This is a genomic window from Kitasatospora sp. NPDC096128 (assembly GCF_040303105.1).
GTDB lineage: Bacteria > Actinomycetota > Actinomycetes > Streptomycetales > Streptomycetaceae > Kitasatospora.
Map to the genome: position 1 here is coordinate 233670 of NZ_JBEOSP010000001.1, position 24769 is coordinate 258438.

Below are 24769 nucleotides of genomic sequence, written 5' to 3' on the forward strand. Positions count from 1 at the left end.
CCGGGCCGAGCGGGTGGTCATGGCGGGCGGCGGCATCCGAGTCCGATCCCGGGGGAGCCGTCGGCGCGGCGTCTGCGGTCGGTGACGAGCATCCGCAGCGTCGCCGGTCAGATGTTCCTCCTCCAGGTGTTGATCGTGCTGCTGCTCGTGGTGGCGGCGGTCGGCGCACTTCTGATCGAGTCCCGCAGCGACCGGTTCGCCGCAGCGCGCGACCGTTCGCTCGCCGCGGCCGAGGCGTTCGCCCACAGCCCCGGTCTGGTGGCGACGATGCAGGGCCCCGATCCCAGCACGGTGCTCCAGCCCCTGACCGAAGTGGCCCGCAAGGACGCGAATGTCGATTTCATCGTGGTGACCGACCGAAACGGCATCCGCTACACCCACCCCCAGCCGGAACAGATCGGCAAGAAGTTCGTCGGCACCATCGGGCCGTCGCTGCAGGGCCGAATCACCGTCGAGCAGGTGCACGGCCCGCTCGGCCTGGAGTACCAGGTGGTGGTTCCGGTGGAGGACACCCACGGTGCGGTCGTGGGCATCGTGTCCGCCGGGATGAAGGTCGCCAACGTGAGCAGCACGGTGAACCGCCAGCTGCCGGTCGTGCTGGGCGCCGGTGCCGTCGCGCTCGGCCTGGCCACGGCCGGTACTGCGCTGGTGGGCAGGCGTCTCCTGCGGCAGACCCACGGCTTGGGGCCGGAGGAGATGACCAGGATGTACGAGCACCACGATGCGGTGCTGCACGCGGTGCGCGAGGGCGTGGCCATCGTCAGCGGCGACGGCCGGGTCCTGCTCGCCAACGACGAGGCGCGCCGGCTGTTGGACCTGCCCTCCGACGTTGAGGGGCGAGCTGTCACCGACCTCGGCCTCGATCCCCGTACGACCGAACTGCTGCTCTCCGACTGCGCGGTCACCGACGAGGTGCTCCCCGTGGGCGACCGCCTGCTGGCCGTCAACAACCGCCCCACCGACAGTGGGGGAGGCCCGCCCGGCAGCGTCACCACCCTGCGCGACTCCACCGAGTTGCGCGCCCTAGCGGGGAAGGCCGAGGTCGCCCGCGGTCGGCTCAGGCTGCTGTACGAGGCCAGCATGGCCATCGGCACCACCCTGGACGTCCGGCGCACCGCGGAGGAACTCGCCGGGACGGCCTCCCGGGAATTCTGCGACTACGCCACCGTCGACCTCGCCGAAGCGGTCCTGCGGGGCGAGGAGCCGCAGACCCTGACGGTCGGTGCCACGGTGGAGCTGCGGCGGGTGGCGCTCGCGGGCATCCGGGACGATTCGCCGCTGTACCCCCAGGACACGCTGGTCCGATGGATGGGGAGTACCCCGCAGGCGGCGGGCTTCGTCAGCGGGCGATCCGCGCTGGTCCCCGAACTGGCGACCGATGCCGGGTGGCGCATGCAGGATGTCGAGCGTACCCAGGCGGTGCTGGGGTTCGGCCTGGCGTCGCTTATCGCCGTTCCGCTGACGGCGCGGGGTGTGCTGATGGGCATCGCCTGCTTCTGGCGTGGCCGTGACAGAGGCCCGTTCGAGGATGACGACCTGTCCCTGGCCGAGGAGCTGGCCGCCCGGGCCGCCGTGTCCGTCGACAACGCTCGCCGCTTCACCCGCGAGCACACGATGGCCGTCACCCTGCAGCACAGCCTGTTGCCGCGCGCGTTGCCCGAGCAGAGTGCCCTCGACGTCGCCTACCGCTACCTGCCCGCCCAGGCAGGGGTCGGCGGCGACTGGTTCGACGTCATCCCGCTGCCGGGTGCCCGGGTCGCGCTCGTCGTCGGCGACGTGGTCGGCCACGGCGTGCACGCGGCGGCGACCATGGGCCGCCTGCGTACCGCCGTCCAGAACTTCTCCACCCTCGACCTGCCGCCGGACGAGCTCCTCGGACACCTTGACGAGCTGGTCGCCCACATAGACCAGGAGGCGGCCGCGGCCGGGGGTGAGCTCGCGATCACCGGCGCCACCTGCCTCTACGCGATCTACGACCCCAGCACGGCCACCTGTGCGCTGGCCCGGGCGGGCCATCCCCCGCCCGCCCTCGTCCACCCGGACGGCACGGTGAAGCTCCTCGGCCTCCCCGCCGGCCCGCCGCTCGGTCTGGGCGGGATGCCCTTCGAAGCCACGGAGGTGCGGCTGCCACCGGGAAGCAGCCTGATCCTCTACACCGACGGCCTCGTCGAGGACCGCACCCGTGACATCGGCGTCGGCCTGGACGTCCTGACGGCCGTCCTGGCCCGCCCCGACCGATCGCCCCAGGAGGTCTGCGACGCCGTGCTCGACGCGCTGCTGCCTGTCCGTCAGACCGACGACATCGCCCTCCTCGTCGCCCGCACCCGCGTGCTGGAGCCCGATCGGACCGCCGAGTGGGAGGTGGCCCCGGCTCCGGAGGCCGTGGCCCAGGCCCGCGCCGAGGCCACCCGACAGCTCGCCGAGTGGGGTCTCGACGAGGCCGCCTTCGTCACCGAACTGGTGCTCAGTGAACTGGTGACCAACGCCATCCGCTATGCGACCGGACCGATCAGGGTGCGGCTGCTGTACGACCGCACGCTGATCTGTGAGGTCTCCGACAGCAGCAGCACCGCCCCGCACCTGCGCTACGCGGTCGAGGAGGACGAGGGCGGCCGCGGCCTGTTCCTCGTCGCCCGGCTCACCGAACGCTGGGGCGTCCGCTACACCCCCGAGGGCAAGATCATCTGGGCCGAGCAGTACCTGCAACCGGCCGTCCCGACGTCCGGCCCGTGAGCGAGCAGCCGCCAGGCACCGTACGATGACAGCCCGTTCGGTGGTAGCACCGATGCCGCCCCCGCGGCTCCTCCCGCACCAGTCGGGCGTTCCGCAGCACCGCCAGGTGCTCGCAGACGGCCGGCCGGCTGAGGTCGAACCCCCCGGCCAGCTCACCGGCCGCCCGGGGCCCGTCCTGGAGCCGTTCCAGCAGCTTGCGCCGTACCGGGTTGGCCGGCGCGCTGAACACATCGACTTCCGCCGTGCCTCCACCATGCGTCGGAGGATTCCGACATGTCGACTTCCTTCGACGCATCGCCCGCCCCGCCCGGCCCCGCCCCGCCGCCGGGCGTCACTGCGGGCGCAGGTTCAGGACGAGCTCGCGCGGCAGGCCGTGGGTGTCGTGGAGGTAGTGGAGGTCGTCCTCGTCGAGCGGCCCCTGGAAGCGGGGGCCGGAGAGCAGGCGGCGGCCGCGGTCCAGGAGCCGGTCGAAGCGGCGCTCCTCGTCGAGCAGCACCCGGCGGACCGACTCGGGGTCCACGTCCTGGCGGAACCGGTCCAGGGTGTGCCGCACCAGCTCGGGCGGCAGGTCCCCGAGTCCGCGCTGCGGGTCCTCGCGGCGGAGCACGGTGAGCACCCGGCGGATCAGGCGGCGCAGCACGTAGCCGCGGCCGGTGTTGGAGGGGTGGACGCCGTCGCCGATCACGACGACGGCCGAGCGCAGATGGTCGCAGACCAGGCGCAGCGAGGGCTCGTCCAGTGGCCACAGGGTCGGCACGAGACGGCGCCAGGGCTCGAAGACGTCGCAGTCGAAGACCGAGGAGCGGCCCTGGAGCAGCGAGGAGAGCCGCTCCAGGCCGAGCCCGGTGTCGACGTTGCGCTGGGGGAGCGGGACGAGCGAGCCGTCGTCGAGCCGGCGGTGCCGCATCATCACGTGGTTCCACACCTCCACCCAGCGGTCGTCCCGGGTCGGGGTCGACTCCGGCGGGGTGTCGCCGGTCCAGAGGAAGATCTCCGAGTCGGGGCCGCAGGGGCCGGTCGGCCCGTTGGACCACCAGTTGTCCTCGACGGTCAGCTCGACCGGGACCCCGCGGCCCTGCCACAGCTCCAGCGAGCCGGTGTCCGGCCCGACCTGTTCGTCCCCGCCGAAGACGGTGACGTGCAGTCGGCCCGGATCGATGCCGAAGCCGTCGGTGAGCAGTCCGTAGCCCCAGTCCAGGCTCTGCGGGCCCTCGTAGTCACCCAACGACCAGGTGCCCAGCATCTCGAAGACGGTGAGGTGGGTCCGGTCGCCGACCTCGTCCAGGTCGGTGGTGCGCAGGCAGCGCTGCACGTTCACCAGCCGCCGCCCGAGCGGGTGTGGTCGGCCCTCCAGGTACGGGGTGAGGGGGTGCATGCCGGAGGTGGTGAACAGCACCGGGTCGCCGGGCGGGGGCAGCAGGGTCGAGCCGGTGATCCGGCGGTGGCCGCGCTCCTCGAAGTACTCGGTGAAGACGCGGACGAGCTGGTCGGTGTTCATGGCGGGGCTCCTTCTCGGGGGAGGGAGGCGCCGGAGAACGAGCCGCGCGATCATCGGGACCGAGGCGGGAACGCCTCGAAGCCACCACCGGCGGACCGTTTCCGGTCGCCGGGGGAGGGGGTACGTCAGGCGGCGGCGGCCGGCGAGCTGGTCGCTCGCGCGGCTGCGGTGGTGCAGCGGTTGCTGCGGTGGCTGCGGTCCATGACGTCCATGCCCCCGAGGCTAACGCCCCGGCTCCATCCGGGGCCACCGCTTTACGGGCCACCGTTCTACCCTGGACGGCATGGGTGTGCCCGTGACGACCCCCGGCAGCCCGGCCGCCGATGCGGCCGGCCTGGCGGTGCTGGTCGGGCTGCTGGCCGGGCGCGGTGTGGTGGTGCTCAGCGGGGCGGGGCTGTCGACGGAGTCCGGCATCCCGGACTACCGGGGGGAGACCGGCAGTCGGCGGCGCGGGGTGCCGATGACCTTCCAGGAGTTCACCGGGAGCGCGGCGGCCCGGCGGCGGTACTGGGCGCGCAGCCACGTCGGGTGGCGGGCGATCGCGGGGGCCGAGCCGAACGCCGGGCACCGGGCGGTGGAGCAGTTGCGACGGTCGGGGCATGTGGCGGCGGTGATCACCCAGAACGTGGACGGCCTGCACCGCGCGGCCGGCACCCGGGCGGCGGTGGAGCTGCACGGCGGGCTGCACCGGGTGGTCTGTCTGGACTGCCGCCGGACCAGCCCGCGCACGGAGCTGGACCGGCGCCTGGAGCAGCTGAACGACGGCTTCCGGGACGGCCCGGCACTGGTCCGGGCGGACGGCGACGCCGAGTTGGCGCCGGAGCTGGTGGCGGGCTTCCGGGTCGCCCCCTGCGCGGTGTGCGGGGGAGTGCTCAAGCCGGACGTGGTCTTCTTCGGCGAGAGCGTGCCCAAGCCGCGGGTCGAGCGCTGCTTCGAACTCGTGGACGCGGCCCAGGCGTTGGTGGTCCTGGGCTCCTCGCTCACGGTCATGTCGGGGCTGCGCTTCGTGCGCCGTGCCGCCCGCGCGGGCACACCGGTGGTGATCGTCAACCAGGGCGCGACCCGGGGCGACGAGCTGGCCGAGGCCCGGGTCGGCCTGCCGTTGGGGGCGGCGCTGACGGAGGCGGTCCGGCGGGTGCGGGCGTCCTGAGGGCGTCCCGTCACCGATCGTCCCAGCCGTGCCGAACCCGGTGCGCCCGGCGCAGGACGTCGGCGGGGTCGACTTCCTGTGCGTGCGCTTGTCCCCCGTCAGGACGGGTGGACGATCGAGCCCGGCGGCGGGCAGGGCATCGGCGTGGTGCCGATGTCCGGGCGTTCGACGAAGCCCGGGCGCGCCGGTCGGCCGTGGTCCCCAGGCCCTAGTCGGCGGACCGGGGCTCCGTCAGGGGCCGGGGCTTCGTGGCGAAGGCGTGCAGGGCGGCCTTGAGGGCGTCGACGAAGGCGTCCCGGGTGGCCTGGTCGACCAGGTCGAGCGAGAGGTAGGGGTTGAGGTCCTCCAGCTCGACGAGGAGGAGCCCGCCCTCGGGGGTGCGGCAGGCGTCGACCCGCTGGATGCCGTGCTCGACGGTGTTCCAGTCGATGAAGCGCTGGGCGAACTCCAGGTCGGCGGCGGTGGGTTCGTACCGTTCGAGGCGCCAGCGCTGCTCGGGGTCGGGGGCGTGCAGGGCGTACTGGAAGGTGTCGTCGACGAAGTAGAACGAGACCTCGTAGCTGAACGGGATCAGCGGCTGGACCAGGACGTCCTGGTCGTACGCGACGCCGTCGAGCTGTTCGCGGGGGACGATCCGCAGGCCGACGGAGTCGGCGCCGAGCTTCGGCTTGACGACGTACTCGGGCACGACGGGCAGCCGGTCGAGGTCCTCGGCCCGGTCGACGGTGGGGATGACGGGGTACCCGGCGGCGCTGAGGTCGAGCAGGTACTGCTTGCCGGCCATGTCGGCGCGCCCGGTCAGCTGGGTGTACACGCGGGCACCGCGGGCGAGTGCGCGGGTGCGGAAGTCCTCGTACTCGGCGCGGTAGTTGAGCACCGGGCCGCTGTTGCGGACGAGGACGAGGTCGAAGGAGTCCAGCAGTGCGGCGGCGTCGAGCGGGTGGCACAGCGCGACGTCGAAGTCCTCGCGCAGCCGGGCGGAGAGCTGGATGTCCTCGTCGCAGTAGCGCCGGCCCCGGGCCTGGTAGGCGAGGTCGGTGACGAGCAGGACGCGGGGCTTGGTGGTGCTCATGGCTCTCCTGAAGATCATCCGATCCGTTCAGCCTATCGCCGACCCTCCGGGCGGGGTCGGCACGGGCCCGTAGCAATGCACTTGCATCGCTTCCTCGGATGCGATGTGATGCAGGTGCATCGAAACGAACCGGAGGGGAGAACCACGATGAGTGCCGACACGACGACCACCGCCCCGTGGAAGCTGGGCGCGACCGAACTGGCCGCCGCCGTCGCCCGCGGCGAGCTCTCGGCGGCCGAGGTGGTCGAGAGCCACCTGGAGCGCATCGCGGCTGTGAACCCGGCCGTCAACGCCGTCACCCAGCTGAGGGCGGACGCCGTCCGCGAGGCCGCGCGGGAGACCGACCGGCGCCGCGCGGCGGGCGAGCCGCTCGGCCCGCTGGCCGGGGTGCCGTTCACCGTGAAGGAGAACATCCGCGTCGCGGGCCTGGCGACCACGCACGGCGTGCCCCGGTTCCGCGACCACGTGGCCGCGACCGACGCCCCGCCGGTGCGCCGGCTGCGCGCCGCGGGCGCCATCCCGATCGGCCACGCCAACATGTCCGACCTGTCGATCTCCTCCGACGCCGAGAGCCGGCTCCACGGCCGGACGTACAACCCCTGGGACCGGACCAGGAACCCGGGCGGCAGCAGCTGCGGCGACGGAGTGGCCGTCGCGGTCGGCATGGCGGCGCTCGGCCTCGGCAACGACTCCGGCGGCTCGGTCCGACTGCCCGCCGCGTTCAACGGGGTCGCCGGGCTCAAGCCGAGCTACGGCCGGTTCGCCGCCGACCACCGCATCCTCGGCCAGGAGCCGCTGCTGGCCTCCCAACTCGTCCCGGTCGACGGCCCGTTCGCCCGCTCGGTCGCCGACCTGCGGGCCGCCTACGAGGTGCTGGCGGGCGCCGACCCGCAGGACCCGAGGGCCGTCCCGGCCCCCGCCTACGGGCCCCGCCCCACCGGCCCGCTCACCGTCGGCGTGGTGGTCGACCCGGCCGGCATCGGCGTCCACCCCGCGATCGGCGCCGCCCTCGACGAGGCCGCCGCCGCCCTGGGGGAGGCCGGCTACGCCGTGGAGGAGGTCGAGATCCCCCGGCTGTTCGAGGCCCTGGACTGCTACGGCAAGCTGATCATGGCCGAGTTCGGCCTGAGCTGGCCCCGGATCCGGCAGCTGCTCACCGAGAAGGGCGCCCGCAACCTCGACCTGTTCCTTGAGCGCACCCCGCACACCGACCTCGGCGAGTTCCTCCGGCAGACCGGCGTCCGGCTCGGCCTGCAGCGCGACTGGGCCGAGCTGCTGGAGACCCACCCGCTGCTGCTCACGCCCACCTGCCCCCACCCGGTCCCCGGGGTCGACGTGTTCACCGCGGACACCGACGCCGAGGGCCACGCCGCGCTGACGCTGCCCAGGGCCGTGTGCGCGGTGACCTCGCTGGTCGGGGTGCCCGCCGTGAGCGTGCCCAGCGGGTTCGCCGACGGGCTGCCGCAGAGCCTCCAGCTGATCGGCCGGATGTACCGCGAGGACCAGTGCCTGGAGGCCGCCGAGGTGCTCGAGCGCCGCTTCGGCGTGCTCGCGCCCGTCGACCCGCGGCCGTAACGCCGTGACCCGGCGCTCCGGTGCCGGTCCTACGGTCCCGGGGCCGGCCGGGGGGTACGGGGGTCCCCCCGGCCGTCCGGGGGCCGTGCGGGTGCCTCCGCCACCGGGATCCGCGGCAACGCGTACGGGTGCCGGTCGCGCAGGTAGCCGATCAGGTGCTCGCGCAGCCGGCAGCGCAGCTCGAAGGCGTCGCTGCCGTCCGCTGCCGTGGCCAGCACCCGGACCACGATGGTGGTCGGCGTGGTGTCCACCACCTGGAGGGCGCTGCCCTGGCCGTCCCACAGCTCGCTCTTGGCCAGGTAGTCCTCGAACTCCTCGCGCAGCAGCCCGATCGGGGCGTGGTGGTCGAGGTGGAGCAGCGCGGTGCCGGTGATCCGGCTGGAGCGGCGGGACCAGTTCTCGAACGGCCGCCCGACGAAGTACGACATCGGCATCATCAGCCGCCGCTGGTCCCAGGTCTCGATCACCACGGTGGTCAGGGTGATCTCCTCCACCGTCCCCCACTCACCGGCCACCACCACGACGTCCCCGATCCGGGCCAGATCGCCGAAGGCCAGCTGCACCCCGGCGAACACGTTGGCCAGGGTGCTCTGGGCGGCCACGCCCGCCACCACGCCGACCAGCCCGGCGGAGGCCAGCAGGCTGGTGCCGACGCCGCGCACCGCGGGGAAGGTCATCAGTACGGCGCCCAACGTGACGACTGCGACCACGACTTGGCAGATCCGGCCGAGCAGACTGGCCTGGGTCCGGGCGCGGCCGGCCCAGGCCGGATCGCGGCGGTACACGGCGAGCCGGGCGGCGCCGTCCACCAGGATCGCCACCAGCCGGCCGCACAGCCAGCCGCCGGAGGTGATCGCCAGGATCACCGCCAGGTGCCGCAGGCCCTCGCGGGCGGCGGGCGGCGCGTCGATCCACGGCAGCGCGGCGGAGAGCAGCAGGCAGGCCGTCAGCGCCAGCACCGGGTGGCGGCACCTGCGCAGTACCTCCGGGATGCCGACGCCCCTGGGGGCGGACAGCCGTCGCGCCACCAGTCGGACGGCCCGGTCCAGGCCGTAGGTGAGGAGGGCGGCCGCGACGCCGACGACGGTGAGGCGGAGCAGGCTCCACCACATCTCCGGCTCTCCTTTCCGCTGCTGGCAGGGGCGTTGGGGGCTGGGACTACCCGGGCCCGGGACTACCCGGCCGCGGGCCCGGTTCAGTCCGGCGGCTCGACCGGGTGGGGCCGGCCCGGCTGCGGGGCGGCCGGTTCCGGGGCCGGCCGGCGCACCGGCCGCGGGGCCGGCGGGGGGACGGGCGAGCCGGGCGGGGGCGGCGGGTCGGGCAGCAGGGGCCGGCTCGGGGGCGCCGGGGGCTCGGGCTCGGGCGGCGGCATGCCGGGGCGGGCGGGGGCGGTGGTCATGGTGCGCTCCTCTCGGGGCGGCGCTGTGCGGTTCCGTACCGCTCTGCGCGTGTTCGGCGGCCGGGACGATCAGGCGGCCAGGAGGGCCTGGAGGCCGCCGTCCCAGTCGATCCGGTCGTGCTCCTGCCCCGGCGGGACGAGCCGTACGGTCTCGGCCAGGAATCCGGCGACCGCCGCCGCGGGGGCCGCGAGCAGGGCGACGCCCTCGGTGCCGGCCAGTGCGATCAGTACGCGGGCGTCGTCGAACGGCGTGACGTGGACGTCCCCCTCGCCGGCGGGCGCGTGCAGGCCGGCCAGCAGCAGGTCGCGGGAGAGCGACCACACCGCGTCCGCCTGGTAGGAGGTGAAGTCCAGCTGCGCCGCGTGGGGTTCGTCGTCCCGGTAGGACCAGTCGACGTCCAGGTCCCGGCTGCGTTCGTCGCCGGTCATCAGTCGCATGGTGATCCGGGTGGTGAGACGTTCCATGGAAGGGTTCCCCTTTCCCGGGTGGTCCGGACGGGGACGGCCGCGGGCTGTCCCCGTCCGTTCGTCGGTGGTGTCGGTCGGTCTGTCGGGGTCCGGTCGCCCGGCGCGGCACTGTCCTCCGGTTGCCCGCTCAGAGGATCCGGCCGCCGTAGTACGGGTCCCAGTAGGGGCCGAATCGGCCGGGGGTGTCGGTCTCCTGGTCGGGCCCGCCGTCGTCGAGGTCCGGGCTGTTCCGGATCTCGTCCTTGGAGCGGTCGACGTAGACCTTCCGCTCGCCGATCTCGATCCTGGTCACGGTGCCGGCCGGGAGCAGGACGCGCCGGCCGAGGATCCACGGCCCGGTGTCGACGACCAGGTACTGCTCGTCGACCTCCTCGGACAGTTTGTCGACCGTGCCGATCGAGCCGTCGGTGGCCTCGACGTGGAAGCCGATGAGGTCGGTGCCGGCGGTGTGCCCGGCGGAGGTCTGGAACTCCCAGATGGTGCGGCGTGCGGTCATGACTGCCTCCGTTCGTCTCGTTTCATTCCGGTCCGGCTGGTCCGCTCCGGGGCCGGTACGGTTCGGCTGCCCCCGGTGCGGGAGTTCATGCTCCCGGGCCGGCGTCCGGACCGGCCTCCCGGCCGCCGCCCCGTTCGACGTGGTGCTTGAAGTCGTTCAGGTCGTCGATGACCCGGCGGTCGACGAAGCCGAGCGCCTCGGCGACGTGCGCCCAGAGTCCGTGCGGTTCGACCTCCAGCTGGAGCATGACCCGGGTGCTGCGGTCGTCCACGTGGTGGAAGGTCACCACTCCGCTGTGCCGCACCGGTCCGGTCCCGCCGTCCCAGGCGACCCGCTCGCCCTCCACCACCTCGGTGGTCACGGCCTGGAACTCCCGGCGGCCGCCCGCGGTTTCGACCACCCAGCTGCTGCTTCCGCCGCCGGAGACGTCCACGCTGACCAAGCCGCGCATGAACTGCGGGAAGTCCTCGCAGTGCACCCATTGCCGGTAGACCTCGCCGAGCGGCGCCGCTATTTCGACCGATTCCTCGATCCGTCCCATCGTCCGGTCCTCCTTCTCCTCCTGCGCTCCGGTCCTGCACCGGTCCGGGTGCCCCGTACCCCGCCCGGCATGCACGGCGTGTGTCGGCCGTCACTGCGCCGCCGTCCGGGTCCTTCGTTCACGTAATCCTCACAACGGCAACCGGAATGGAACCGGCCACGGCGGGTACCCGGGGACGGACCGTACGCCGAGGGGAAAGGACCGACATGGCCACGACCAGTGACGAACTCCTCCACCGCGCGACCGCCCCGGGCCCGGACGAGGCCGCCACGCCCGACGTGCCGGCCGCCCGCCGGCCCGCCGTCCCGGGGCCCGCCGGGTGCCCGGACCTGCCCGAGCTCGCCGGCGTCGAGGACCCGCGGCAGGTCGCTCCCGGCGACGCGCGCGAGCTGACCCGGGTGCTGCTGGCCCGGCTGGTCACGCTGGAGGAGGGCACCCGCGAGTACTCGTACGTGCGGGCCACGCTGATCGAGCTCAACCTGTCGCTGGTGCGGTTCGCGATCCGCCGCGTCGGCAACCGGCGCGAGTCGGAGGAGGACCTGATACAGGTCGGCTCGCTCGGCCTGATCAAGGCGATCGACCGCTACGACCCCGACCACGGCGCGGAGTTCGTGACCTTCGCGCTGCCGACCATCCTCGGCGAGATCCGCCGCCACTTCCGCGACGCGACCTGGGCCGTGCACGTGCCGCGCCGCCTCCAGGAGCTGCGCATCACCCTCGCCAAGGCCCGCGACGTGCTGTTCCAGCGGCTGGGCCGGGCGCCGACGGTGGCCGAGCTGGCCGTGCACCTCGACCTCTCGCAGGAGGAGGTGATCGAGGGCCTCACCGCCGCCAACGGCCACACCGCCGGATCCCTGGACGCCCCGGTGACCGAGGGCGAGGAGGACCCGGGTCCGCTCGCCCAGCGGCTCGGCGAGGAGGATCCGAGGTTCGACACGGTCGAGAACCTGATCGTTCTCAAGCCGCTGGTCGCCGCCCTGCCGGAACGCGACCGGCAGATCCTGTCGATGCGCTTCGGCGAGGAGCTCACCCAGTCGCAGATCGGCGCCCGGCTGGGGCTGTCGCAGATGCACGTGTCCCGGCTCCTCAGCCGCACCCTGAAGCACCTGCGCGCGGACCTCACCGCCGGCTGAGCCGCCGCACGGCACCGGGAGCCCCGCCACGTCGCGCACGGCACCCGTCGCCGCCCGCCGCCACCCTGCGCCGGACCGGGCCGGTCCGCCCCCGGCCTGGTCCTGCGCCCGGTGGCGTGCGTACGCTCGTGGAGCACACCCGTGGAGGGGAACACGACGACGATGCCAGCCGAGAAGACGATGCCAGCAGAGAACGAGTCCGTGACCGTGCCGCCGACCACCGCAGCCGACCCCTCCCGGTCGGGCGCCCCGTCCGGGCCCGCCCCGTCCGGGCCCGACCTGGCCGTGCACACCTGGTACACCGACAGCCGGGCGGCCGTCTGCGCCCTGGCCGGCGACCTCGACATCGAGACCCTGGCCCCCGCCCGGAGCACCCTCGACGAGCTGGTCGCGCAGCGCCCGCCGCTGCTCGTCGTCGACCTCGCCCAGGTCGGCTTCTGCGACTCCTCCGGTCTCAACCTGCTGCTTCAGACCCGGATGGCGGCCGCGGCGGCGGACGTGGGCTTCCGCCTCGCCGCGCCGTCCGGCACGGTGCAGCGGCTGCTGGAACTGACCTGCACGGACTCCGTGTTCTCGCTCCACCCGACCGTGGAGGCCGCGGCCGCCGCACCCCGGTGACCGTCGGTGATCGGCGGAGACCGGCGGAGACCGGCGGAGACCGCCGCGGCCGGTCGAGAGCACGCATAATTCGTCACTGGTCGGGAAACCGAGCAGACGACAGCGGAACGAGGCGGAACACAGCGCCGGAACCGAACCGGAACCGAAGGGGATCCCGCACATGACGACCAGCCGGGCCACCCTGGACGACGACCGGCCGGGCACCGGCCCCTCCCTGCCGCCCGGGGGTCAGCGTCGGCGCCTGCACCTGGCCGGGCAGCCCAAGCCCGTCGCCCGGGCCCGGGCGTACACCGCGCAGGCCGTCGCCGACTGGTCCTGGCCGACGAGCACCGCCGGGGCCGAGGACGACATCGTGCTGCTGGTCGCCGAACTGGTCGCCAACGCCATGCTGCACGCCGGCGGCCCGGTCGACCTCGTCCTGGACGCCTCCGAGGCCCGGCTGCGGATCGAGGTCAGCGACCGCTCCACCGCCTTGCCCGAGCCGCGCCGGCCGCACCGCCCGGGCCTGCCGGGCGGACACGGGCTGGTCATCGTGCAGAAGGCCGCCTCCCGGTGGGGCGCCGTGCCGCACGACGACGGCAAGACGGTCTGGGCCGAGATCGACGCCCGGCCCGCGCAGCGGCCCGACCGCTGACCGGGCGCGCGCAGCCTCAGGGCCTGTCCGGCGGGCGGCCGGGGCGCAGGGGTTGAGCGGGGCGGATGCGGTCCGCACCCCGAAGGACGGGGGAAATGACCTGCCGGGGCGTCAGCTTCCTTGTAGCATCTGCGCGTTCGAGGTCGGCTGCGCAGGTGGGGGACGGGTCCGTGGCAGGAACCATCACGTTGTGGGTGTTCGGTCTGCTCTGCTTCGTCGTGGCCTTCGCGAAGGAGGCCGCGAGCGGGGCCGGGATCAGCCTGCCGGGGCCGAAGAGCGGGGGAGCGCGGGTCGGGGTGGTCGCCGTCGGGGTGCTGGCGTTGATCCTGGGGACGGCGATCCGGCCGAAGAGCGACTCGCCGACGGCCCTGCCGACGACTCTGGGCACGCCCGGGCCGAGCGTTGTCCTGCCCGGGCCGGCCACCGCCAGTGCCGGGAGTGCGACCACGGCCGTTCCGAATCCGCCCGCGCCCTCCTCGGCCGGGCCCGTGGTGGCCTGGAGCGGTCAGGTCGCCATCACGATGGAGGGCGGGGCCGACTTCGACCTCACCCCGCCGGGGCGCCACCCCGGCTTCCCGCAGGGCATCTACGCGACGGGCTTCACCGACACGACGGCAGTGCTGCGCGAGGAGATCCAGTCGGAGCACGACAGCTTCGGCATCTGGACCGGGCAGGCGCCGCCGTCCGGCGCCGCCTGCGCGGACTGGGCCGCCAGTCACCCGGGCTCCTCGGCCCACGTGAGCGTCGGGACGCTGGTCTGCCTGAAGAGCCCCGGCGGCCGCACCGCCCTGATCAAGGTCGACTCCATCGCCCCGGCGGACTATCAGGTGGAGGCCACGGTGACGGTCTGGTCCGGCTGAAGTCATGAGTCGGGGTCCTGAGCCGGGCGTCATGAGCTGAAGGGTCATGAGCTGGGGTCATGAGCTGGGGGCGTCAATGGGCGATGTCCGCCGGGTGTCCGGTGAGCTTTCCGGACTCCGTCGATGAGTTGACCTAGATTGCCCGACCATGAGCGAAAATGTCGGAATCAGTCGTCGGTCGATGCTCAAGGCGCTGCCCGCCGCCGTCCTGGTGGCCGCGTCCGACGGGATCCTCTCCCGACGGCACGCCGCCGCCGCCCCGCAGCCCTTCCCCCAGCCCGCCCTGCGGACCGCGCGGCGGGTGCCCGGCAACCCGGGGGCGGTACTGGAGCAGACGCTCGACGTGCGGTTCACGGACACCGTCGTCCCCGGCTACGGCACCGTCACCACCCGCACCTACAACGGGACGATCCCCGGCCCGACCCTGCGGCTGCGCGCCGGGGACACCCTGCGGCTGACCCAGGTCAACGGCCTGCCCCCGAACGAGCCCCACGACGGCGACCACAACCGGCCGCACGGCTTCAACAGCTTCAACCTGCACACCCACGGCCTGCACGTCGACCCGTCCGGGGAGGCCGACAACGTGCTCCGGGTGTTCGAGCCGCGCACCGCCGAGGAGGTCGAGGCCGGCGCCCCGGAGCCGCGGTACGTGACGACCGTCGACGTCCCGGCCGGCCACCCGGCCGGCACCTACTGGTACCACCCCCACCTGCACGGGGCCACCTCCGTGCAGATCGTCGGCGGGATGGCCGGAGTCCTCGTCGTCGAGGGCGACGTCGACGAGGTCCCCGAGATCGCGGCCGCCGCCGACCTGGTGGTCTGCCTCAACGAGCTGAGGCTCAAGGGCGGCAAGGTCCCCGACTTCACCTCCGGCAACGCGCTGGCCGCCGTCCCGGCCGTGCTGACCGTCAACGGCGCCGTCAACCCCACCGTGACGCTGCGCCCGGGCGAGGTGCAGCGCTGGCGGCTGGTCTGCGCGACGGCGTTCACCGCGCCGGTGCTGCGGCTCACCGGCGGCGGCCGGGACCTCACCCTCCACCAGATCGCCCAGGACGGCGTGACCTTCCCGGCCGCGGTCGCCACCGACGCGGTGCGCCTGGCCATGGGCAACCGGGCCGACGTCCTGGTCCGGGCCGACGACCCCGGCAGCTACGAACTGCGGGCCGACGGGCGGGCGGCGCCGCTGATGACGGTCGAGGTGACGGGCGAGGCGGTCGACCCGCCGATGGGGCTGCCGACCACGCTCCCGGCCGGAAAGCCGTTCCTCGACGAGGGCGACATCGCGAACCCGGACGCGGACCGCGAGGTGGTCTTCCACGTCGACCCGGGCGTCTTCCCGGGCTCGTTCCCCAACGCCTTCCGGATGCTGGGGAGCAACCCGACCCCCGCCGCCGACCCCGCGGGCGACCCGACCCGGGACCCGGCCTACGGCCTGTTCGACCCCGGCTACGTCAACCACACCCTGGAACTGGACACCGTCGAGCGCTGGACCCTGCGCACCGACGAGACCAACCCGGCCTTCCAGCACCCCTTCCACCTGCACACCAACCACGTCCTGGTCACCCACCGCAACGGCGACCGGCTCGACCCCCCGGTCTGGCACGACACCGTCGACCTGGCGGGCGGCAGGCCGGGCGACACCGTCACCTTCCTGGTCCGGTACGAGGACTTCACCGGCCGGGCCGTCGCCCACTGCCACCAGCTGCAGCACGAGGACCTCGGGATGATGCAGACCGTCGACTACGTCGAGCCGCGCCTGCGCTGACCCCGGGCCCGGTGGCCCGTCGTCCTCCGACGTGACGCCGGGGACGGCGCTACGCCCCGGAGCGGGCCGGGGCGTGGGACGGCCCGGCCGGCGCCGGGACGGCGGCCTTGCGGGCGTGCAGGACGGCGGCGCCCAGCGGGAGCGGGCGGTGGCCGAGCAGGTGCAGCCCGGTGTCGGCGAGCAGCCGGCCGTAGTGGTCGGCGCGGCGTTCGCGGCCGCCGGTGTTGACCATCATGTGGAGGTCCCACGCGGTGGCCAGCGAGGTCGAGCCGTCGGCGGGCAGCAGCCGTTCGACGATCAGCAGGTCGGCGTGGGCGGGCATCGCGCGGGCGCAGTGCCGCAGGATCCCGGTGCAGCGCTCGTCGTCCCAGTCGTGCAGTACCCGGGACAGCACGTAGACGTCCGCGTCGCCGGGGACGTCGGCGAAGTCGCCCGCCACGTATCCGCAGCGCTCGCCGAGCCCGTCGGCGTCGAGCCGGCGACGGGCCGCCTCGACGGCGTGCGGGCGCTCCAGCAGGACGCCGCGCAGCCGGGGGTGGGCGGCGAGCAGGCGGCCGAGCAGTTCGCCGTTGCCGCCGGCGATGTCGACGACGGTGCCGCCGGGGGTGCGGGAGCCCGCGGCGGTGATGACGGGGTGGTCCGGGAGCGGGTCGAACATCCGGGCGCTCGCGGCCATGGACAGGTCGAAGAGCTCGGCGAGTTCGGGGTCGCGGGCGAAGTGGTCGAAGTGGTTCTCGCCGAAGAGGTGGTCGAAGGCGGCCTGTCCGGTGCGGACGGTGTGTTCCAGCTCCGCGAAGGAGCGGTAGAACGGGCCGCCGTACATCAGCGCCAGCGGCCGCATCGAGCCGGGGGCGTCGGCGCCCAGCAGGGCGCCGGTGCCGGTGAGCCGGTAGCCGTCGGGGTGTTCGGCGACGACGCCGAGCATGGCGAGGTAGCGGAGCAGGGTGGCGAGGCTCTGCGGGTCGGCGCCGAGCTTTCCGGCGAGGTCCTGCGGCGCGGTGGCGGTGCGGGTGTCCAGGGCGTCGGGCAGGCCGAGGCGGGCGGCGACCGCGAGGGCCTGGGTGGTCCAGGCGCCGGTCAGCTGGTGCAGCAGGGTCTCGGCCGACCGCTGGGTGGCCTCCTCGCCCAGGTGGTCGGCGAGCACGGTGCGGTGGTCGCCGTGGGCGTGGAGCTCGACCCGGCGGTAGCCGGTGCGGGAGTCGGCGGGGGTGGTGAAGTAGAGGACGGTGGAGTCCTCGTGGGGGTTGTAGCCGCCGCCGTCCGGGGCGGCGCCGTGCCGGGCGAACAGCGCGCAGAGGCCGCGCAGCGCCAGCGGGTCGGGGTGGGCGACGTCGAAGGCGAGGTGGGCCTCGTGCTGGTGGGCGCGCTCGTGGGCGGCGAGGCCGGCCAGGTCGGAGCCCGGCGGCACGGTGAGGGCGAACACCTCGACGCTCCGCTCCCCGTGGGGGCCGGGCACCGGCGGGCGCAGGATGGTGACGTCGAGCTCGGCCTCGGGGCGTCCGTGCCGGCGGGCGAGCCGGCCGCGGACCACCACGCTGGGCTGTGGGGGTGCGTCGAAGTCCAGCCCGCAGTCGGCGAGTTGGCGGTGGAGTGCGGCTCGGTCCGGGGGCAGGACGAGCAGTGCGGCGTGCGAGAAGCGGCAGCGCTCGGCCAGGGCCAGGAGTTCCGGGCCGTCGAGCTCGGGCAGCAGCAGCGGGAGCAGGGTCGCGGTGTCGTGCTCCCGGACGAAGTCGGCCGTGGCGCGCAGGAGGGCCGTGTCGTCGTGGGGTGTCGCGGTCATGGCGAGGGGGTCCTTGCTGAGGGGGCTGGGGTGTCCGGTGGGCGGGGCCGGTCAGAGGCCGACGTAGTTCTCGGCGAACCAGTCCTGGTGGGTGCGCGAGGTGCGCAGGGATTCGACGCGGGAGCGCCGCATGGATTCGTGGAAGAACGATTCCCCTGCCGGGCCGACGGGGGAGTGCAGGAACTGGATCATCCAGTGCGCGAACTCCTGGGCCCGCCATATGTGGGCGAGGCAGCGCGCTGAGTAGCCGTCCAACGCCCGGGAGTCGCCCCGGCGGAGCTCGTCGATCAGGGCCTCGGCGAGGAGTTCGGCCTCCAGGACAGCCAGGTTGGCGCCCTTCGCGGCGGCGGGGGCGGGCAGGCTGGCGGCGTCCCCGGCCAGCAGCAGCGAGCCGTGCCGCAGCTGCTCGACCACGTCCGACTCCAGGTGGATGACGGAGCGCTGGAGGATCCGCCCGTGGTGCAGCGGCCCGTGCTCGTCGGTGCGCATCCGCCGGTCGAGGGCGGCCCAGATCCGCTTCTCGGACCAGGCGTCGGCCGGGGCGCCGGGCTCGTACTGGAGGTAGTAGCGGGTGATGTCGGCGGTGCGGGCCATGTGGCCGGCGAAGCCGTCGGGGTGCATCGCGTAGCCGACGGCGTCCATGCTCGGGGGCGCCTCGGCGAGCAGGCCGAGCCAGGTGACGCCGTGGTCGCGGTGGTGCCGGCGGGTGCCGGGGGGCAGGGAGCGCCGGGCGGCGCCGTGGCGGCCGTCGCAGCCGGCCACGTACCGGGCGCGCCAGAGGCCGGGGCGGCCCTCGGCATCGCGCACGGTGACGGTGGGGCGGGGGCCGTCGGCGTCGCGCACGGTCTGGGCCTCGGCCTGGAAGGCGATCCGGCCGCCCGCGTCCAGGTAGCGCGCCAGGAGGTCGGTGACCAGGTCCTGTTGGGGGTAGACGGTGTGGAGTTCGCGGCGGCCGAGGGTGCCGTAGTCGAGTCGGAAGCTGCCGTCCTCGGTGCGGAACTCGCAGGTGCCGTGCGGCCGGCCGCGCCGGTTCAGCCCGTCGGCGAGGCCGTGGCGCTCCAGCACCCGGACGGTGTTGGCGGCGAGGAAGCCGGCCCGGGCCCTGGTCCGGACGTGGGCGTCGTCGGCGCGTTCGAGGACGACGCAGTCGATCCCGGCGGCGTGGAGGATGTTCCCCAGGGTGAGTCCGGCCGGTCCGGCGCCGAGGATCACGACATCGGCGCTCTGCTGCTCTGCTGGGCTCTTCTGACGTTCGGTCACAGAACGGGCAGCTTAGTCACCGCCGGATACACGGACGGGCCGGAATCGCTCGGACCGGTGAATAGCGTGATGATCTCAACCACCCCGTCGGGTGTTCGAGAAGTCCGACGCCCGGGGAGTGCGCCGACGGGGCGGTGCGGGCCCGGGGTCGGCTGCGCGAAGATGATCGAGGATGCGCACTATTGCGCAATGATGGCGAGCTGAACTATAAATCGATCATCTTCACGCATGTTCGTGCAGTCTCGCGTAGGAGGACCTGATGGCCCACGTCGACGAAGAGATCGCCAGCCAGCCCGACTGCTGGCAGCGCGCCCTGGAACTGGCCCCGCGGCACCTGCCCGAACCCGGCGAGCGGGTCGCCGTCATCGGCTGCGGCACCTCGCTCTACATCGCCCAGGCCTACGCGGTGCTGCGCGAATCCCTCGGATTCGGCGAGACCGACGCCTTCGCCGCCTCCGAGTTCCCGGCCGGCCGCCCGTACGACCGGATCGTCGCACTCACCCGCTCCGGCACCACCACCGAGGTGCTCGACGTCCTCGCCGCGGTGGGCACCACCGAGACGGTCGCGATCACCGCCGACCCGCGTACCCCGGTCGGCGCCGCCGCACGCCACGTGGTGGCGCTGGAGTTCGCGGACGAGCGGTCCGTCGTCCAGACCCGGTTCGCCACCACTGCCCTCGCCCTGCTGCGCGCCCACCTCGGCGCCGCACCGGCCGACCTGCCCGCCCAGGCCCGGACGGCGCTCGCCGCACCGCTGCCGCCGGGAGCGGTGCAGGCACGGCAGTTCACCTTCCTCGGCACCGGCTGGAGCTGCGGGCTGGCGAACGAGGCCGCGCTCAAGGTCCGGGAGGCCGCCGCCTCGTGGACCGAGTCCTACCCGGCCATGGAGTACCGGCACGGCCCGATCAGCGTCAGCGGCCCCGAGGGCCTGGTCTGGTTCCTCGACACCCCGCCCGCGGGCCTGGTCCGGCAGGCGGGGGCGACCGGCGCCACGATCAGCGTGCCGCGGCTCGACCCGCAGGCCGAACTGGTCCGGGTCCAGCGCCTGGCCGTCGGCCTCGCCGTCCGGCGCGGCCTGGACCCCGACCGGCCGCGCCACCTCACCCGCTCGATCGTGCTGGACCAGCCGTGACCGGACGGCCGGGCCCGGACCGGCCCCGGCGGCCGGGCGGCGGCCGCCGGTGATCCTCACCGTGACCCTCAACCCGGCGCTGGACCTCACCTACCGGCTCCCCGCCGTCCGCCTGCACGCCGGCAACCGGGTGCGGGACGTCCGGCAGCAGGCCGGCGGCAAGGGAATCAACGTGGCCCGGGTGCTCGCCGCGCTCGGCCGCACCGCGATCGTCACCGGCCTGGCCGGCGGCCCCACCGGCCAGGCCCTGCGGGCGGACCTCGCGGCGGCCGCGCTGCACGACGAACTGGTCGAGGTCGCGGGGGAGACCCGCCGCACCGTCGCCGTCGCGGACGACCGGGACACCACCGTCTTCCTGGAACCCGGGCCGCCCGTCACCGCCCCGGAGTGGCGGCGCTTCCTGGCGCACTACCGGCGACTGCTGCCCGGCGCCGCCGTCGCGGTGCTCTCCGGCAGCCTGCCGCCCGGACTGTCCGCGGACGCCTACGCCGTCCTGATCGGGCTGGCCCGCGCCCACGGCGTACCGGCCGTCCTGGATGCGGACGGACCGGCCCTGCTGCGGGCGCTGCCCGCGGGGCCGGCCGTGGTGAAGCCCAACGCCCACGAGCTCGCCGCGGCCACCGGCACCGGGGACCCGGTGCGGGGCGCGGAACGGCTGCGCGCGGCCGGGGCCGCCGCGGTGGTCGCCTCGCTCGGCCCGGACGGGCTGCTCGCCGCCACCGCCGAGGGCCGCTGGCGGGCCCGCCCGCCCGAGGCGCTGCCCGGCAACCCGATCGGGGCGGGCGACTCGGCCGTCGCCGCCCTCGCCCTCGGCCTGGCCGACGGGACGCCCTGGCCCGAGCGGCTGCGCCGGGCCGCTGCGCTGTCCGCGGCCACCGTGCTCGCCCCGGTGGCCGGGCAGTACGACGCCGGGGCCTACCGGCGGCTGCTCGGCGAGGTCCGGATCGAGCCGCTCGAACCGGACGGTCCGCAGTCGGACCGGCCCCAACGGACGGCCGAGTCCCGACCGACGCCCCCGCCCCGACCGACGGCCCAGCCCCGAGGAGAACCGTGACCCTGGTCGGAACCGGAGAGATCGTCGTGCCCGCGCTGAGCGGCGGCCGCGGCGTCGGAGCCTTCAACGTCATCCAGCTGGAACACGCCCAGGCCATCGTCGCCGGAGCCGAGGCCGCCGGGGCGCCGGTGGTGCTGCAGCTCAGCCAGAACGCCGTCCGCTACCACGGCGGCCTGGCGCCGATCGGTGCGGCGACGCTCGCCGTGGCCCGGGCCGCCGCCGTGCCGGTGGCCGTCCACCTGGACCACGCGACCGAGCGGCCGCTGGTGGCGGAGGCCCTCGGGCTGGGGTTCGGCTCGGTGATGTTCGACGCCTCGGCGCTGCCGTACGAGGAGAACGTGCGCGCCACCGCCGAGGTGGCCCGGCTGTGCCACGGCGCGGGCGTGTGGCTGGAGGCCGAACTCGGCGAGGTCGGCGGCAAGGACGGGGTGCACGCCCCCGGCGCCCGGACGGACCCGGCGCAGGCCGCCGAGTTCGTCGGGCGCACCGGCGTCGACGCACTGGCCGTGGCCGTCGGCACCTCGCACGCCATGCTCACCCGCACCGCCGCCCTGGACCTCGACCTGATCGCCGCGCTGCGGGCCGCCGTCCCGGTGCCGTTGGTGCTGCACGGCTCCTCCGGGGTGCCGGAGCCGGTGCTCGCAGCGGCGGTCGCCCGTGGGATGACGAAGGTCAACATCGCCACCCACCTCAACAAGGCCTTCACCGAGGCGGTCCGCCGCAGCCTGGCCGCCGACCCGGCCCTGGTGGACACCCGGAGGTACCTGGGGGAGGGCCGGGCGGCGGTGGCCCGCGAAGTCGCCCGGCTGCTCGCCGTGCTGACCGCGCCGCACCCGGCCGACCGGTCCGCCGTCGGGCCCTGACCTGAGCGCTGCTCCCTCCGCGTCCGGGGATGCGCGGTTCACCGGCCCGCCCTGCCCGTAGCTGTTCGAACACCGGGAGGTCCGATCGGATGTGCGCAGCGAATCCGGCGGACCGCCGCCGTCGAGCCGGTGCGCGGGGCGGGCCACCGGGGAGAGGTGCGCGGTCACCGACCGTCGAACCCGGCTGAACTACACTCCGTCCATGCTCAAAGCTGATCGCGCCGCCAGGATCGTCTCGCACATCGCCGAGGCGGGGAGCGCGGACGTGCGGACGCTCTCCGACCTGCTCGGGGTGTCCGACGCGACCGTGCGCCGGGACCTGCAGGAACTGCAGGACCAGGGGCTGCTCCAGCGCACCCGGGGCGGTGCGGTGACCGGGGCGGTCAACCTGGAGATCCCGCTGCGGCACCGGAGCGACCAGCAGGCGGAGGAGAAGCGCCGGATCGCCCGGGCCGCCGCCGAACTGGTGCCGGACGGCGCCGTGGTGGGCCTGACGGGCGGCACGACCACCACCGAGCTGGCCCGGGTGCTCGCCGAGCGCGGCAATCTCACCGTGGTCACCAACGCGGTCAACATCGCCGCCGAGCTGATCGTCCGCCCCGAGGTCCGGCTGGTCGTGATCGGCGGGCTGGCCCGCTCGGCCAGCTACGAACTGGTCGGCCCGGCCGCCGAGCGGATGCTCGACCAGTACCACCTGGACCTCGCCTTCATCGGCGTGGACGGCCTGACCGTCCAGCAGGGGTGCACCACCCACGACGAGATGGAGGCCCAGACCGACCGGGCCTTCCTGCGCAGCAGCGCCCACACCGTCGTGCTCGCCGACCGGACGAAGGTCGGCCGGGTCACCTTCGCCTCGATCTGCCCGCTCTCCGACGTCCACGACCTGGTGACCGACGCGGGCCTGCCGGACGCCCAGGAGAAGGCGATCGCCGAGAGCGGCGTCCGGGTGCGCCGGGCCTGAGGTGCCGGGGCCCGGGAGCGCGGAGGCGCCTCGGCCCGCCCGCCGCCGTCCCGGGACGGCGCTGGGACGCGGGAGGGACGGCGAAGCGTGGTGGACGGCCTCGCGGCGCTCCTAGCGTGGCTGCCGTCCGGTCCGCCGAGGTGCGGACCCCAGCCCAGTCCGAGGAGAACCGTGGCCATCCACGCCCTGGTCAAGCGCGCCGCCGTGGTGGCGGCCTCTGCCGCCGTCGCCCTGATCACCGTGTCCGGTACCGCCAGCGCCAACACCAACGCCGGGTACGTCGGCCCCGGCCAGGCCAACAACTGGACCGCCGTGCAGTGCGTCCAGCACGACATCAACCACTTCAGCCAGGCCGGCGGCGGGTGGTACCCGACGCTCAAGGAGGACGGGTACTGGGGCTCGAACACCGACAACGCGATCCACTGGTTCCAGAACAAGCTGATCAGCTACACCAAGAGCTCCGACGGCATCGTCGGCCCGCTCACCGGGGACATGCTGCTCGCCTACGGCGACGAGGGCTGGGACGGCAAGTGCCGGGCCGCCCTGCCCACCAGCTCCTGACCGGGGCCCGTCCCGGTAACGCGCACCCCTGCCACCCCTGCCCCCGCGCCGTCAGCAGGCCCGGGGGCAGGGGTCTTTCCGTCTCCCCGCCGAACCCCTGAAGGACCAGGTAACCCCCGCATGGACCCCGTGAACCCCGCCTCCGCCCCCGTCGGACCCGGCCGCCGCACCTTCCTGGCTGGCGCCTTCGCCGTCGGCACCGGCGCCCTGCTGGGCTCCGCCCTGACCGCCGGGGCGGCCCGCGCCGCCACCGGCCCGGTGATCGCCGACACCGGCACCTGGGGTGCCCGGGCGGCCGGCAGCCCGCTCAACTTCGTGTCCGGCGCGCCGGACAAGGTGATCGTCCACCACACCGCGACGCCCAACGTGACGGACTACTCCCAGGCCGCCGCGTTCGCGCTGGCCCGCTCGATGCAGGCCTACCAGATGGACAGCGAGAACTGGATCGACACCGGCCAGCACTTCACCGTCAGCCGTGGCGCCTACATCATGGAGGGCCGCCACAGCAGCCTGGCCACGCTGCGCGGCGGCACCCAGCACGTCGAGGGGGCCCACTGCACCGCGCAGAACACGGTGGCCATCGGCATCGAGAACGAGGGCACCTACAGCACCGTCGACCCGCGCAGCCAGCAGTACGCGGCGCTGATCGACCTGATCACCTACATCTGCCGGCAGTACGGGCTGCGCGCCTACCAGGTGTACGGCCACCGGGACTTCAACACCACCGAGTGCCCCGGCGACCGCCTCTACGCGCTGATCCCGCAGATCCGCCGGGACGTCGCGGCCCGGATCGGCGGGGACCCGACCGGCCCGGTCTGGCCGATGCTCAGCAGCGGCGCCTCGGGCGAGAACGTGAAGACGCTGCAGTACCTGCTGGTGCAGCGCGGCCAGTCGCTGACCGTGGACGGGGCGTACGGGCCCGCCACCCAGGCCGCCGTCACGGCCTTCCAGAGCACCACCCACGCCTCGGCCGACGGCGTCGCCGGCAACCAGACCTGGAGCCAGGCCGTGGCACCGCTGGCCCGCGGCGCCTCGGGCAGTGCGGTGCAGGCCGTGCAGAGCCAGCTGGTCGCGCACGGCATCCAGGTGAGCGTGGACGGCGCGTTCGGCCCGGGCACCCAGGCCGGGGTGACGTCCTTCCAGTCCTCGGCCGGGCTGCCGGCCGACGGCCTGGTGGACGCCCGGACCTGGAGCCGGCTGCTGGGCTGACCCGCCG

24 protein-coding genes are annotated in these 24769 nt (G+C 74.4%); 14 read left to right on the top strand and 10 right to left on the bottom strand.

Going from position 1 to position 24769, the window contains the following annotated elements; translation table 11 throughout:
- Positions 1–111 precede the first annotated feature (111 nt).
- Positions 112–2733, top strand: a complete 2622-nt coding sequence (locus ABTY61_RS00950) for a SpoIIE family protein phosphatase (protein ID WP_350503071.1) — start codon at positions 112–114, stop codon at positions 2731–2733.
- On the opposite strand, the gene ABTY61_RS00955 is transcribed toward ABTY61_RS00950, so the two are convergent.
- Positions 2681–3028 carry an ArsR/SmtB family transcription factor gene (locus ABTY61_RS00955; protein WP_350502735.1) on the bottom strand — a complete coding sequence of 116 codons (348 nt, stop codon included), beginning with the start codon at positions 3026–3028 and terminating at the stop codon, positions 2681–2683. The genes ABTY61_RS00950 and ABTY61_RS00955 overlap by 53 nt on opposite strands.
- Positions 3029–3064: 36 nt before the next feature.
- The gene (locus tag ABTY61_RS00960) at positions 3065–4231 is read right to left on the bottom strand and encodes an alanine--tRNA ligase-related protein (RefSeq protein WP_350502736.1); all 1167 of its coding nucleotides are present in this window, start codon (positions 4229–4231) and stop codon (positions 3065–3067) included.
- Positions 4232–4514: 283 nt separating this feature from the next.
- On the opposite strand from ABTY61_RS00960, the gene ABTY61_RS00965 reads away from it, so the two are divergent.
- Positions 4515–5381 carry an NAD-dependent protein deacetylase gene (locus ABTY61_RS00965; protein WP_350502737.1) on the top strand — a complete coding sequence of 289 codons (867 nt, stop codon included), beginning with the start codon at positions 4515–4517 and terminating at the stop codon, positions 5379–5381.
- Positions 5382–5589: 208 nt separating this feature from the next.
- Here the strand turns inward: ABTY61_RS00965 and ABTY61_RS00970 are convergent, their stop codons facing one another.
- Positions 5590–6453 (bottom strand): ATP-grasp domain-containing protein, encoded by an 864-nt coding sequence (locus ABTY61_RS00970; RefSeq protein WP_350502738.1) that lies wholly within the window; start codon positions 6451–6453, stop codon positions 5590–5592.
- Between the two features lie 147 nt (positions 6454–6600).
- On the opposite strand from ABTY61_RS00970, the gene ABTY61_RS00975 reads away from it, so the two are divergent.
- Positions 6601–8028, top strand: a complete 1428-nt coding sequence (locus tag ABTY61_RS00975; protein ID WP_350502739.1) for an amidase — start codon at positions 6601–6603, stop codon at positions 8026–8028.
- Positions 8029–8057: 29 nt separating this feature from the next.
- Here ABTY61_RS00975 and ABTY61_RS00980 read toward each other — a convergent pair whose 3' ends face one another.
- The 5 genes from ABTY61_RS00980 to ABTY61_RS01000 all read right to left on the bottom strand — a co-directional run bounded on the left by ABTY61_RS00980 (position 8058) and on the right by ABTY61_RS01000 (position 10932).
- Positions 8058–9140 carry a mechanosensitive ion channel family protein gene (locus ABTY61_RS00980; RefSeq protein WP_350502740.1) on the bottom strand — a complete coding sequence of 361 codons (1083 nt, stop codon included), beginning with the start codon at positions 9138–9140 and terminating at the stop codon, positions 8058–8060.
- Between the two features lie 83 nt (positions 9141–9223).
- Positions 9224–9427 (bottom strand): hypothetical protein, encoded by a 204-nt coding sequence (locus ABTY61_RS00985; protein WP_350502741.1) that lies wholly within the window; start codon positions 9425–9427, stop codon positions 9224–9226.
- 69 nt (positions 9428–9496) lie between these two features.
- A complete protein-coding gene (locus ABTY61_RS00990; protein WP_350502742.1) occupies positions 9497–9892 on the bottom strand; it encodes an SsgA family sporulation/cell division regulator in 396 nt (131 codons plus the stop codon).
- Between the two features lie 130 nt (positions 9893–10022).
- Positions 10023–10391 carry a PRC-barrel domain-containing protein gene (locus ABTY61_RS00995; protein ID WP_350502743.1) on the bottom strand — a complete coding sequence of 123 codons (369 nt, stop codon included), beginning with the start codon at positions 10389–10391 and terminating at the stop codon, positions 10023–10025.
- Positions 10392–10476: 85 nt separating this feature from the next.
- Entirely contained in the window at positions 10477–10932 is a 456-nt protein-coding gene (locus ABTY61_RS01000; RefSeq protein WP_350502744.1) for an SRPBCC family protein, read from the bottom strand.
- Positions 10933–11138: 206 nt separating this feature from the next.
- Between ABTY61_RS01000 and ABTY61_RS01005 the strand changes: the two genes are divergently transcribed.
- From ABTY61_RS01005 to ABTY61_RS01025, 5 genes are all read left to right on the top strand, one after another.
- Positions 11139–12065, top strand: coding sequence for an RNA polymerase sigma factor SigF (locus tag ABTY61_RS01005; protein WP_350502745.1), 927 nt, complete (start codon positions 11139–11141; stop codon positions 12063–12065).
- Between the two features lie 180 nt (positions 12066–12245).
- Positions 12246–12683 carry an STAS domain-containing protein gene (locus tag ABTY61_RS01010; RefSeq protein WP_350502746.1) on the top strand — a complete coding sequence of 146 codons (438 nt, stop codon included), beginning with the start codon at positions 12246–12248 and terminating at the stop codon, positions 12681–12683.
- A 160-nt stretch (positions 12684–12843) separates the two neighbouring features.
- Positions 12844–13317, top strand: coding sequence for an ATP-binding protein (locus ABTY61_RS01015; RefSeq protein WP_350502747.1), 474 nt, complete (start codon positions 12844–12846; stop codon positions 13315–13317).
- A gap of 170 nt (positions 13318–13487) precedes the next feature.
- Positions 13488–14177: a hypothetical protein gene (locus ABTY61_RS01020; RefSeq protein WP_350502748.1), complete on the top strand. Its 690-nt coding sequence runs from the start codon at positions 13488–13490 to the stop codon at positions 14175–14177.
- A gap of 148 nt (positions 14178–14325) precedes the next feature.
- Entirely contained in the window at positions 14326–15942 is a 1617-nt protein-coding gene (locus ABTY61_RS01025; protein WP_350502749.1) for a multicopper oxidase family protein, read from the top strand.
- Between the two features lie 49 nt (positions 15943–15991).
- Here ABTY61_RS01025 and ABTY61_RS01030 read toward each other — a convergent pair whose 3' ends face one another.
- The gene (locus tag ABTY61_RS01030) at positions 15992–17722 is read right to left on the bottom strand and encodes a methyltransferase (protein WP_350502750.1); all 1731 of its coding nucleotides are present in this window, start codon (positions 17720–17722) and stop codon (positions 15992–15994) included.
- 51 nt (positions 17723–17773) lie between these two features.
- The gene (locus ABTY61_RS01035) at positions 17774–18982 is read right to left on the bottom strand and encodes a 4-hydroxybenzoate 3-monooxygenase (protein WP_350502751.1); all 1209 of its coding nucleotides are present in this window, start codon (positions 18980–18982) and stop codon (positions 17774–17776) included.
- A 259-nt stretch (positions 18983–19241) separates the two neighbouring features.
- Between ABTY61_RS01035 and ABTY61_RS01040 the strand changes: the two genes are divergently transcribed.
- The 6 genes from ABTY61_RS01040 (at position 19242) to ABTY61_RS01065 (ending at position 24762) form a co-directional block, all read left to right on the top strand.
- Positions 19242–20114, top strand: coding sequence for an SIS domain-containing protein (locus tag ABTY61_RS01040; protein ID WP_350502752.1), 873 nt, complete (start codon positions 19242–19244; stop codon positions 20112–20114).
- Between the two features lie 49 nt (positions 20115–20163).
- Positions 20164–21168, top strand: coding sequence for a 1-phosphofructokinase family hexose kinase (locus tag ABTY61_RS01045; protein ID WP_350502753.1), 1005 nt, complete (start codon positions 20164–20166; stop codon positions 21166–21168).
- The gene (locus ABTY61_RS01050) at positions 21165–22031 is read left to right on the top strand and encodes a class II fructose-bisphosphate aldolase (RefSeq protein ID WP_350502754.1); all 867 of its coding nucleotides are present in this window, start codon (positions 21165–21167) and stop codon (positions 22029–22031) included. The genes ABTY61_RS01045 and ABTY61_RS01050 overlap by 4 nt, the downstream gene beginning before the upstream one ends.
- 202 nt (positions 22032–22233) lie before the next feature.
- A complete protein-coding gene (locus ABTY61_RS01055) occupies positions 22234–22992 on the top strand; it encodes a DeoR/GlpR family DNA-binding transcription regulator (protein WP_350502755.1) in 759 nt (252 codons plus the stop codon).
- Positions 22993–23163: 171 nt separating this feature from the next.
- Positions 23164–23553: a peptidoglycan-binding domain-containing protein gene (locus ABTY61_RS01060; RefSeq protein ID WP_350502756.1), complete on the top strand. Its 390-nt coding sequence runs from the start codon at positions 23164–23166 to the stop codon at positions 23551–23553.
- 120 nt (positions 23554–23673) lie between these two features.
- Positions 23674–24762, top strand: coding sequence for a peptidoglycan recognition protein family protein (locus ABTY61_RS01065; RefSeq protein ID WP_350502757.1), 1089 nt, complete (start codon positions 23674–23676; stop codon positions 24760–24762).
- Positions 24763–24769: the final 7 nt, after the last annotated feature.